Below are 11,689 nucleotides of genomic sequence, written 5' to 3' on the forward strand. Positions count from 1 at the left end.
GCAACCTTAAGTTCCTGCTGATAATGGCGGGACTTACCGCTTTGACGCTGGGAAAACGCTTTGAAGGAGAATAGCACCCCTGCGCGATTGTATAGGATATTGGCGGTATAGCAGCGAAAACTGTGCGTCGAAACCTTAAAAATATTCGGGGCGGAAGATTCAGAAAATTACTGAACTCCCGCCCCGATTCACATCCTTAAACCGCTACGAATTAATTAGCTTTGTTCTTGAGTGCGATCTGGAAGAGCACTCCGGCTATCGCGCTAACCATCATGAAGATGAACGAAATGCTATATCCGGTGACGTTCCCCCATCCGCCTCCCACGGAGATGAGGAAACCAATGATGAGCGGCGCCAAACCGCCACCAATAAACATGGATGTGGTGATAATGCCGTTTGCCGTTCCGCTTGTACCGCGTGGCGCTGCGTCGGTCGCAGCAGCATAGAATATCGGCCACGGAGCGTTAGCGACCATGCCCAAAAAGAGCTGCAAGCCGATGTAGGCAACAATAGTGTGCGCAAAGTAGAAGCCACCTACTGCGACTCCCATCCACAAACCGCAAATAATGAGCGTCATTCGTCGCCCGAGATAGTCAGATAGCGAAGGCCAAAAAATCTGCCCCAGAATTCCGGTGATGGTAAAGACGATGGAATACGCGGCAGCTTCGCTGTATGACAGATTGATGATATTTGCGAGGTAGAGCGGCAAAATATAGCTGACTCCGTTGTACACAATCTGCGTTAAGGCACAAGTTGCCCCAGTAAACATAACAACTTTGTTGCGCAGGCAGACCTGGATTGCCCCTGCTACCTCGCCGGTTTCCGCTTCGATATGCTCATTTCGGAAACTCGTCATCTCGCGACTGTCGATTTTATCTAAGGTTTCGACGTATCGACGCTCAGAAGAGTAGTACGCCCAAAAGCCCATGAGCGGAACAGAGACGATGAGACCAATATAAAAGACGTAATACCACTTATCGACGCCAAAGGATTTCAAAATCCATGCGACCGTCAATCCGCTCAGGAGCGCGCCAACCGGATAGCCGGTGTGGTGAACTCCGAGCGCAAATCCACGGCGCTCTTTGGGCCACCATTCTGTCGTATTAGAAACCCCAACAGGTTCTGCCCAACCGGCACCGAGATTAACTCCTAGGCGCAACGCGATGAACACAACGAGATGGTGAATGGCAAATTTCAAACCGGATAGTGCGGAAATGAAGTTGTAGCCAATAACTAAGGGGACTTGGAATATTGCTCGTTTCCACCCGAATCCGTGCTTATCGCTCCACCGAGATCCTGGGATGGCGAGCAGGGCAAGGGCAAAGAAAATTGCGGATGTGATTGCGCCCCAGGCTTCCGGGGTGAGCTGGAAATGGTCAGAAATTACTGGACCGAGGCGTAGGACGACTTCTCTATCAAATGCGTTTAATACCCAGATTAACCAGGTGACTCCCAGCGCCGTCCACGATGCTGCGGGCATGAGTCGAAATGGTGCGTTAACTTTTTTCATACGCGGGCGTTTCGTCATGACGTTCCCCTAAAAGCTGGACTCGCGGCCAAAACGAGGTAGGGCGTACCCCTGGATGTCGAGCCCGTCAATGACGTATAGCGCGCCACGCTCTGGTCCGTCTTCGGGGAAGCGTTTCAGGGGGGGGGCGACCCATCGTTGTGATAAATAGTCGAGATAGATCCTGACCGCCGAATGTCGGGCAGGTGACTTTGCGTACCGGCATGTCGATGCTGCGTTCGAGGGTGCCCTCCGGATCGTATCTGTTGATTTTCCCGCCGTACACATGGGCTTGCCAGACAAAACCATCGGCATCGACGGTCATACCGTCAACAGCGCCACCGTCGGAGGTGTCAACTGTGGTAAAGACTCTCTTATTGGACACCGTGCCGGATGTCAGATCGTAGTCATAGGCCCAAATATCGCCAGACCAGGTATCGGCAAAGTAAAGGGTGGATCCGTCGGGGCTAAAACATGGCCCATTTGAACATACGATTCCTTCGTCAAGTACGGATAGCTGATAGTCGGTGTCGAGGCGATAGAGCCGCCCAGATGCCTGTTCTTCGGCTTGATCCATTGAGCCGACGACGAAGCGCCCACGAGGATCAACCTTTCCGTCGTTGAAGCGATTATGCGGTAGGTGTGGTTCAGGGTTGACGATAAGTTTTGCCTCATCCAGTTCCGGATTGTATTCGTATAGCCCATCCTCGCCCGATAGTAAGAAATTTTTACCGTCCTTAAATAGGGCCATTGAGCCGAGCTTTTGGCGGGCGTCCCAGACTTTCAGGTTGCTGCCGCTTTCGGTGTGGCGATAGATTCGCCCCTCCGTAGAGTCGATCCAATATAAATACTGAGATGCGCAATCCCAGACGGGACCTTCGCCCAAACTGGGTTTAAGGTCAATGATGTGCGATATATGCATGGGAATATGCCTTTCTTTAGGCAGTCTGCTTTGACTGCGGTGTATAAGGTGTGGTCGCATAATGCGACGCGGCAGGGCGGTCGGTGATTACTGCGAAGTGGGAGCACTGATTTGTGCGAATAACATCCAATGACGGAGTAATCCCCAGCTATAACCTCGTTGTTGTCGCTTGGGTCACATTTTTGTAATCGTTTCTGCTGGTAAGCAAGGTTAAGTACGACGCAATCTGGCGCAGGTAAACTGGGCTATCAGTTGAGCATGTGAGGAGAAAATAGATGTCGGCCCGTCTTTCTTCGGCATATACCCAATGGTTATTAGATCGTGGGCTACCGGCTTTTGCCCAGCACCGACCGCGGCTCTCAGAGCTGTGTGCGCGGGTTGCTCCGATGGCTGTTTTTGTGCTGGTAGGGCAGATCTTTGCACTGGTCGTCGGCGCTATTGTGGCCTTTGTTTTGCGCTCGCCGATTTTTGCCAGCCTTGAATCGGACGGTGCCACAGTGCGTGCGGTATCGACGCTAGGGGAGCAGGAAAATGCGCTGGCACAAATGGTGGCTCTGGCAACCTTGCTCATCCCAATCTTCGGCATTATTGCGGCGATTTTATTAGCCTGGCTAGTTTCGCGGCAAAACGCTCATGTGCGCCAGCGAATTGGCTGGATAGCGATGGTGGGCTGCGTTTTTGCTCCACTGATTGCGCGTATATTTATGGATTTTACGGGTCTATTTTCATCAAGTCCGGTGCGAATTATTGGCTGGCTAATGATTCGCGTATGTGCCGTCCTCGTCGTTTTGTGGACTATCCGTATCGGTTTTGGTTCGATTGTGAGTTATGCTTGGCGGCAAGCCCGCCGTCAAGTTGGGGCGATGGGACCAGTGATTGCCAAAGCCTTACCGTTGACGGTGCTCGCTTTTCTATTTGCGTTCTTCGCTGCAGAAACCTGGCAGGTAGCCGCTGGATTATCGACTGGACGGCTGATATGTGTGCTGGTGATCCTGTTTGGCTTGGCGTTCGCGCTGGTTGCAATGACGATTTCGGAGCGAATCGACGATGTTGTCACCGACGGATTATCTGCTCAACGTGCCAGCGATCTTATGCAGGCAACACAATTATTATCGGAATCTCCTAATGGCAGTGGATTAGCGCCGACGGTAGACGGGCAGGCTTTGGAGGATGACCCGCCTGTGGTGGAGCTCCTGCGTGCTGAAGAGTGTCCGTCGCGCCTGTATGTGCCACTGACGCGCTGGGAGAGACGTAACCTGGTGGTAGTGCATGTACTGGTGCACATGTGGCAGGCGATCGTGTTCGCAGCCTTCATTTTTATCTTTCTCGTGGGCTTTTCCTTGGTGGCTATTCCGTCGGGAATTGAAACAAAATGGACGGAACTGCCGGTTAAACACCTTGTCGTCAATGGGGTTACGCTGCCTGTGACCTGGGCTTATGTGAAGGTCTGTAGTTTGTTGGCAGCGGTTTCTGCCTTGAGCTATGCAGGTGCGGCGGCGAGCGATGACTTCTATACTCGGACTTTCATGCGCGATCTCAGCGATGACGTGGAGCAGGTGCTAGCTGTTAAACATAGTGGTCAGTGCCTCGCTCAGGTGGTAGGCGCTGGCGAAAACGCCTAACTTTTCCGTTCTGCTGTTATTTTGCCACGCAGATCTTTCGCCCAGCCCTAGCGAATATGACTGCGAACACATTAGAGTTGTTCCCAACCTTGAATGCGGCCTAACGCACTGTGCGGGGTGACGTTTCCTGGGCTATCCCCAATAGAACACGTATCTCAACGTTGAGAGGAAAGCATATGGGTAGATCGCATATGCGCAGGGTTCTCAGTGCGGCTTCCACGTCGATCCTCGCTCTTGTGCTAGCAGGTATTGCACCATCTGCAGCACAGGCAGCTCCGACGCCGGCACAGCCACTGACTATCCCTGCTGTTTCGCACTACACCTCGGATGCGACATCGTGGTCGCTGAATCCGAGTGGAAAAATCATTCTTGGCGGAGACGCCATAACCACTGATGGGCAGACTTTCGCACAAGAAATCGGCAACATCCTCAAGAAAGACGCAATGAGCGTCACCCGTGATGGTGCTCCCGCTGCCGGTGACATTGTTATTCAAACTGGCGATGTCGCAGGGGTGAACGGGCCAGAAGGCTACTCCATCCAGGTTCGCGACGGTGCGCTCGTCATCACCGGCAAAAGCGCTGTTGGTGCCTGGTGGGGCACCCGTACCGTCTTGCAGATCATCCGCGGGGCAACGGCTCAACCGGCCACCTTTGCCGGAACAATTACCGATGAGCCAGCCTATGGCGAACGTTTGGTCATGATTGACGTCGGCCGTAAGTACTTCACGCCAGACTTCATGAAACAACAGATCCGCCAAATGTCGTATTTGAAGCTCAACCGCCTCCAGCTCCACCTTTCCGAAGGTATCGGCTACCGTTTGGAATCCCAGGTAGCGAAGGAGGCTGTCAGCCCGCAGCACTGGACGAAAGCAGAGCTGGCAGAGATCCTCGCGGTGGCTAAGCAGTATCACGTTGAGGTCATCCCCGATGTTGATACGCCCGGGCACATGGATAACCTGCTCAAGGCCCATCCAGAGTGGGCATTGACTGTCAACGGGAAGAAATCCACAGGAAAGCTTGACCTCGCGGTGCCGGAAGCTCGGCAGTTTGCCAAGGATTTACTGGCAGAAGTTATTGATATGTTCCCCGATTCCAAGGTGGTACATATCGGCGGTGACGAATACCTGCCGGCTCCTTGGGAAGAAAGCGCGGGCAATGCCATCAACAACCAGAGCGCCCCGAGCCTGGTGAAATACGCCAACGAGGGGGTTGCGGGCGGCAATCTGGGAGTCAATGACGCCTACGCCAAGTACATGAACGAAATCGGCGATCTGGTGCGCAGCAAGGGCAAGGTCGCGCGGATGTGGAACGACGACGTGTACCCCAAGGGCACGACGATTCAAGTCAGCCGCGAAACCGAGTTGAGCCAGTGGATTCGCTGGAATGCCAGCAAGCCCAACACCTCGGATTATGTGGATGCCGGTTTCAAAGTCGTCAACGCCAACGGTGATTATCTGTACTACATTCTGACGAATGCGGGCGGCTCTGATGACGGATTGGGAACCGGTCCGAATAAGAATCCGCAGGCGATTTACGAACGGTGGACTCCGCGTACTTTCATGGGGGCGGCCGGTAACGGCGGTGATTACATCCTGCCTGACGGCAAGCCGATGCTGGGCGCGCACCTATCCATCTGGTGTGATAACGCCGACGCGCAAAGCGAGCAGAAGATTGCGGAGCGGTTCCCAGAGTGGATGCGGGCCTTCTCGCAGTCAACCTGGGGATCGCCGAAGATGCGCACCTCGCAGGCGGATTTTGAACGCGATGTTGCCCGTCGGGTGGGCAATGCTCCGCTCCCACAGGCCGGTGCAGATTCAGGTGCCGATGCGAATACGCTGCCTGGTCCGGGTCTGCCTGCCGTCTATCCGGGTTTGCGCGAGTACCAGCCGGTAGCGGGCGCGACCCCGTGGACGATCACCGATGCGACCCGCATCATCATCACCTCGGAAGAACTCCGCGCTGATGCGAAGCTGGTATCACGTGAAATCGCAGTTATTCGCGGAACGAATCCACCGGAAATCGTGGTGGGAACGCCGCAAGACGCGGGCGAACACGACATTGTGTTGAATAAGCAGGCAGATAACGGCATCCCGAATCCGGAGGGATACGTCCTGGATACTCGGGCTAAGGGAGCGGTTATTACGGGCACGACGACCGATGGTGTGTTCTACGGTACGCGCACGTTACTGCAGTCAATTCAGAGTTCCGGTGGCGCACAGAACGCCCTGGTGCGGGATTGGCCAGAAGTGAAGGAGCGCTCTTTCCATATTGACGCAGCGCGCAAGTACTATTCGCCGGATTTCTTCAACCAGTTGATTCCGCAGTTGGCGTGGCGCAAGGTCAATACCCTGCAGTATCACTTCTCAGAGAATGAGGGATTCCGCTTAGAATCCACTCAACATCCGGAGATTGTGTCGGCTCAGCACCTGACGAAGGATCAACTTGCGGAGATCATTGAGTTGGCCACGATGTATCACATTGAGGTCATTCCGGCTTTGGATATGCCGGGGCATTTGCGTCAGGTATTAAGTGCCCATCAGGATTTGCGTTTATCGGATAGCCAGGAGGGGCGCAATGGTTTGAACTATGCCAAGCCGGAGTCGCGTCAGTTGATGAAGGATCTATTGGCTGAGTATGCGCCGTTGTTCCCGTCAAATAAGTGGCATTTGGGTGCGGATGAGTTCATTGATTTTGCCGCTGCGCAGAGCAAGAACACCTATCCGGATTTGATCTCCTATGCCAAGGACGTCACGGGCAAGCAGGACGCCACCATTGCTGATGGTTTCACGTATTTCATCAATGACATGATTGATTACCTGGGCACGCTCGGTAAGAGCGATGTTCGGGTGTGGAATGACGGCTTCTACCGTTCGGATATTAACCAGACGGTTCAGCTATCTCCGAAGGCAACAGTGGATTACTGGACGGCATGGGATCGGCACATGTCTCCGTTGGAGACTTTTGTGCAAAAGGGTCACAAGGTCGTGAACTTTAACGATAAGTACATGTACTACGTGCTGTACTATCCAGGTGGGGCATACCATGATCGCCCGCAACCAAAGGCGATCTGGAACGAATACCATCCGGGCGTATTCCCGCGTCATGCCCGTGGTTTTGCGCAGACGTATGAGCGTCCGTATCCGCAGTGGCTGCTCGGTGGCTCCTTTGCGATCTGGTCCGATAATGAGCGGATGGAAACCGAAGAGCAGGTGTTGGCGAATTCGACGCCGCTGGTAGATGCCTTTGCGGGTCGGGCGTGGGCGCCGGAGGATAAGCGCGATCACTCCACCTACACTTCGAATATTCGATCCAGTGGTCGGGCGCCAATTTTGCCGAAGGAAGTTAAGGTGAAACTGGAATCGGCCTTGCAGGCGGATCCAGCGGCCGGAGCGGTTGCGGCGAAGTCGCCAATTAGCTATACCGCTACGACGACGAATAAGACAACGGTTCCTGTTGAGACGACGGTCAGCATCAACACCCAAGCTACGGCGGGGCAGTTAATGGCTGATGGGGTGACAGCTCAGATTCTCGATGAGAATGGCAAGCCGGTGATGAACCAGGCACGCAATGTGGCCGCAGCTAGCGAAGGGTCGAGTGTAACTGCGTCGGGAACGGAAGAGATTAGCCCTGGCGTCCCGTCAAGCTTTACCCCAGATAAGGCAACGGATGGGGATACGACGGGTGGTTCTCGCTGGTCCTCGCTCTACGATGACAATTCCTGGATTCAGGTGACTTTCGCGCAGCCGCAAACCCTGGATAAGGTGCGCTTGGCCTGGCAGGAAGCCTGTGCTCCGACTTATGAGGTGATGGTTAAGCTCAATGACGGTCAGTGGAAGTCTTTGGGTAAGAATACGATTACCTGCCCGTCGGGCAAGTCGGAAGTGTTGTGGACGGAACATCCAGTTAGTGCCGATGTCACTGGCGGTCAGACGGTGACGGCTGTGAAGATGCAGGCCAGTAGTCGAGTGGCTATCGGCGGTACGAAGTATGGCGTTTCCCTGTGGGAGATTCAGGCGCTGACGCCGGCAACGCCGGTACAGGTTCCGGCTCCGACGGTGGAAAATGGCGTCATTACCTGGAAGGGGACGCTGGCTCCACGTCAACATGTGGCCCTGAAGTGGGCGGGGGTGGCTCCGGCTGCTCCGGCACGCGGGCAGAATCCGGCTTCGGCAACGGTAACGCTCAATGCCTCCGGAACGGCAATGGGATTTGCTGGTACGGCTGCGGAGCAGTCGGTCACTCATACGGTTGCTCCGGCGAAGTTCTCGGTGACGCCGCATGGGACGGATACTCTGAAGGTGAATCAGAACCAGGAGTTCCAGGTGGATGTGCATAATGCTGTGCCGGATACCGACGCAGTGTTCCAGCTACATTCTGATGTGACGGATCTGGGAACGGTGCGGATTGCTTCGGCTGAGGAGACGGTGACCTTGCGTGTGCCGTGTTCGGTTGAGGCGGGTGAACACCGTCTGGTGGTAACCAATGGTGATGCGACGGCTGAGTTGCCGGTGACGGTGGCGGCAGATCCGGCGGCGTGCGGGGTCTATCATCCGACGGTGACGGTTCCGGCGGAGCCAGTTGCACCTGGAAGTAAGGTGGCGATTACGGCTGCTGGTTTCGCGCCGCAAGAGGCGGTGGCTTTGGAGATCGTGCGCATTACTGATCCGGCGACGGGCGCGGGGGATGTGGTTGCTGGTCCGTTGACCATCACTGCGGATGCCTCTGGTGCTTTTGCTACGACGATGGATCTGGTGAAGGATCTTCCGGCTGGGTCATACACGGTACGTGCAACGGGTAGCGTCTCTAAGACTCCTGCGGTTGCGACGTTAACGGTGGTGGCGCTCTCGCCAACGCCGTCGCCGGAGCCAACTAATCCGAGTGTTCCCGGTAAACCGGATGTGCCTGCTAAGCCAGGCGTTCCAGTCAAGCCTGGGATGCCGAGTAAGCAGGGGCTGTCGCATACGGGCATGCAGGCGGGCGGAATTATGCTGCTCGCGGGTATGAGCGTGCTGTGTGGTGCGGTACTGCTCGGAGTGCGGCGAGTACGCCGAGAGAGCTGAGGTGCAGGTTCTGCATACGCAATCTCCGTGCTGCCGCTAGCGGTGGCGCTGCGAGATAGCTTGATGTAAACGTCTGCCCCGCCATCGTGGATGGCGGGGCAGACGTCTTTCTTTTAGTCTTTTCTTTCTTACTTCTCCGTTGTTTTCGTTTCTCACTCTTGAGCTAAGTATTTTTTCACAGTATTCACGGGTGAAATATTCGTCGGTAATTTTGGCTAAAAACCAGGGTTTTACGGGGGTGTGCTAAGAAAATCCGACAGGTTAGCGACACTATTGCAGTGAAATAACATCAAACTTTCGTTGCGTAATTAGAAAAACTTGGGATACCCTAACTTTGCAGAATTAGTCGATGTGTCAGTGGAAGGAATAATATGACACGCGCCAAAAGAGCCATTATTGCGCTGTTTGCGGTGTTGGGACTCCTTGTTCCCGGGCTAGCCGTTACCTCGCCAGCACATGCTGAAGGTGCGCCAAGCCTCACCGCAACTGTTGCCCCGCGCAGTGGCGGAACCGTCACGATCACCGGCAATGGATTTAGCACAAAATCTCCGGGAATCTACGTCGGGCTTGCTGCCAATGCGCAAGGAAAAACCTTCTATCAGTACTTCACTGCTATGGATGACGAGTCGATGAAGAAAGTCAAGTACGTTCTTCCGCCCTCCGACTCTCCGGCTGCAGGTAAGTACTACCTCAAAGCGGATGGTTCTTTTGAACTGACCTTCGATATTCCCGCATTCGCCGAGGGAACGACCTACACCATCCTGACCTCGAAAGCACATGGCATGGGGGCGCAAGATCCCTCGCAAAATGCCTCGGTGGATATTGCATACGAGCCAGCTCCGGCTCCCACCCCCGATCCGGCGCCAACTCCAGATCCGAAACCAGATCCGCAGCCCAAACCAGATCCCGCACCTGAGCCTGCACCGGCGCAGCCAACGGTTAGCGCCAGCGTGGCCCCCTATGCTGGCGGAAAAGTCACCGTCACGGGTAAAGGTTTTGCTACCAGTGGTCCGGGAATCTACGTCGGTATCGCCACTAACGCCGAAGGAAAGGCCTTCTACGAGTACTTCAAGATGGGTAGCGATGAGATGAAAAAGATCATCTATCTGCGCCCACCGACGGATTCTCCGACGGAAGGTAAGTACTACCTCAAAGCCGATGGCTCATTCGAAGTGACGATGGAGGTTCCGGCCTACGCAGAAGGAAAGAAACTCACCGTTTTGACCTCCAAGGCGCATGGCATGGGCATGATGGATAAGTCGCAAAATGCTGCGGCTGATATTACCTATGAGCCAGCTCCGGCTCCCACCCCCGATCCAAGCCCGAAGCCTGAGCCGAAACCGGAACCCAAACCCGAGCCGACGCCACAACCAGCAACTAAGCCGAGTGTGACGGTAACGGAAGTCTCGGAGGATGGCGGCACAATCACCGTCACAGGTAAAGGATTCTCTGCGCAAAAGCCAGGCATTTACGTCGGGTTAGCAGAAAATGCGCAAGGAAAGAGCTTCTACGAGTACTTCACCACGATGGATCCCAATGCGAGCAACGTATTCTGGGTCAATCCAGGAATTACCGCACGCCAAGGGCAGATGATCCCGTTAAATCCTGACGGCACATTTACTGCGACCTTTACCGTGCCAGCAAAGAAAGACGGCGTAGAATTCACGATTCTTACCTCCAAAGCGCACGGAAAGGGCGTGCAGGATCCCTCCCAAAATACCGCGACTCCGGTGGTCTATCGGGCTGGCCTCAAACCGCAGCCCGCACCGGATCCAGCTCCAGCACCTACCCCGCAACCGGCTCCGGCGCCGCAGCCCGCGCCAGTTCCGGCTCCTGAGGCTCCCGCTCCGGCGAAGCAATGCGAGGTGGACCGCACCAAGACTCGGGTGACGGCTGGTTCGCTGGATTGGGGCGTGCGCTCCTCGTTCGTTAACTACGTTCGCGGTTCAATCGCCAACGGCACGATGGAAACCTCCGGTGGGGTGACGTGGACCGGATCAACCCTGGTGTGGCCAGCGCGCAGCGGCTCCTACGATCTGAATGCAGGCACTGGTACGCTCAACTACTCTGGCACAGTCCATTTCACTGGTCACAAAGGCGTTTTGGATATGACGATCTCGAACCCTTCGCTCGTCATCAACGGAAATTCCGCCGCGCTATACGCGACGGTTTCCTCCTCGGATATGTCTGGCAATCGGACGGATCACGGTCGGGTTCACTTTGCTAACGTCGTGCTCTCCGGAAAGAAAGCAGGCTACAGCTCGCTGAGTTTCTCAACAGCGTCAGTGACCTTGACGTCAGCAGGTGCGGCTGCCTTCGCTGGTTTCTACTCGGCTGGCGAAGAACTCAATGCGATGTCCTCCTCCGTCTCTCTGACTCCGAACAATGCCTGCGATCCGGTGACGGGTGAGCACACATTCTACGACGGGTCAGGCAAGCTCACCTACACGGGTGCGGCAGTGCCTGCCACCGCTGGCGTGGCCTTGGCGCTGTCTCTCCTGGGTGCGCTCCTCCTGGTCGTACGGCGTCGGGAAATGACGGCATAAATATCAGCGAAAAACCATATATGTGAGCGGAA

General features: G+C 55.2%; 5 protein-coding genes. 3 read left to right on the plus strand and 2 right to left on the minus strand.

Going from position 1 to position 11,689, the window contains the following annotated elements; all coding sequences use genetic code 11:
- Positions 1–211: 211 nt before the first annotated feature.
- Positions 212–1,528, minus strand: a complete 1,317-nt coding sequence (locus ACLHIL_RS04090) for an MFS transporter (protein WP_411296678.1) — start codon at positions 1,526–1,528, stop codon at positions 212–214.
- Positions 1,529–1,595: 67 nt separating this feature from the next.
- Positions 1,596–2,429 (minus strand): SMP-30/gluconolactonase/LRE family protein, encoded by an 834-nt coding sequence (locus tag ACLHIL_RS04095; protein ID WP_411296679.1) that lies wholly within the window; start codon positions 2,427–2,429, stop codon positions 1,596–1,598.
- 275 nt (positions 2,430–2,704) lie between these two features.
- Here ACLHIL_RS04095 and ACLHIL_RS04100 point away from each other — a divergent pair, with 275 nt between their 5' ends.
- From ACLHIL_RS04100 to ACLHIL_RS04110, 3 genes are all read left to right on the plus strand, one after another.
- Complete coding sequence (locus tag ACLHIL_RS04100; RefSeq protein ID WP_411296680.1) at positions 2,705–4,051, plus strand: hypothetical protein; 1,347 nt, start codon at positions 2,705–2,707, stop codon at positions 4,049–4,051.
- Between the two features lie 176 nt (positions 4,052–4,227).
- A complete protein-coding gene (locus ACLHIL_RS04105; protein ID WP_411296681.1) occupies positions 4,228–9,111 on the plus strand; it encodes a family 20 glycosylhydrolase in 4,884 nt (1,627 codons plus the stop codon).
- 371 nt (positions 9,112–9,482) lie between these two features.
- Positions 9,483–11,657, plus strand: a complete 2,175-nt coding sequence (locus ACLHIL_RS04110; protein ID WP_411296682.1) for an HtaA domain-containing protein — start codon at positions 9,483–9,485, stop codon at positions 11,655–11,657.
- The last annotated feature ends 32 nt before the right edge of the window (positions 11,658–11,689 follow it).

The organism is Trueperella sp. LYQ143, from assembly GCF_046599595.1.
GTDB lineage: Bacteria > Actinomycetota > Actinomycetes > Actinomycetales > Actinomycetaceae > Trueperella.

Excerpts from the sequence above, each read along its gene's own strand:
- ACLHIL_RS04095 (WP_411296679.1), bottom strand. The coding sequence starts at position 2,429 with ATGCATATATCGCACATCATTGACCTTAAACCCAGTTTGGGCGAAGGT.
- ACLHIL_RS04100 (WP_411296680.1), top strand. The coding sequence starts at position 2,705 with ATGTCGGCCCGTCTTTCTTCGGCATATACCCAATGGTTATTAGATCGT.
- ACLHIL_RS04105 (WP_411296681.1), top strand. The coding sequence starts at position 4,228 with ATGGGTAGATCGCATATGCGCAGGGTTCTCAGTGCGGCTTCCACGTCG.
- ACLHIL_RS04090 (WP_411296678.1), bottom strand. The coding sequence starts at position 1,528 with ATGACGAAACGCCCGCGTATGAAAAAAGTTAACGCACCATTTCGACTC.
- ACLHIL_RS04110 (WP_411296682.1), top strand. The coding sequence starts at position 9,483 with ATGACACGCGCCAAAAGAGCCATTATTGCGCTGTTTGCGGTGTTGGGA.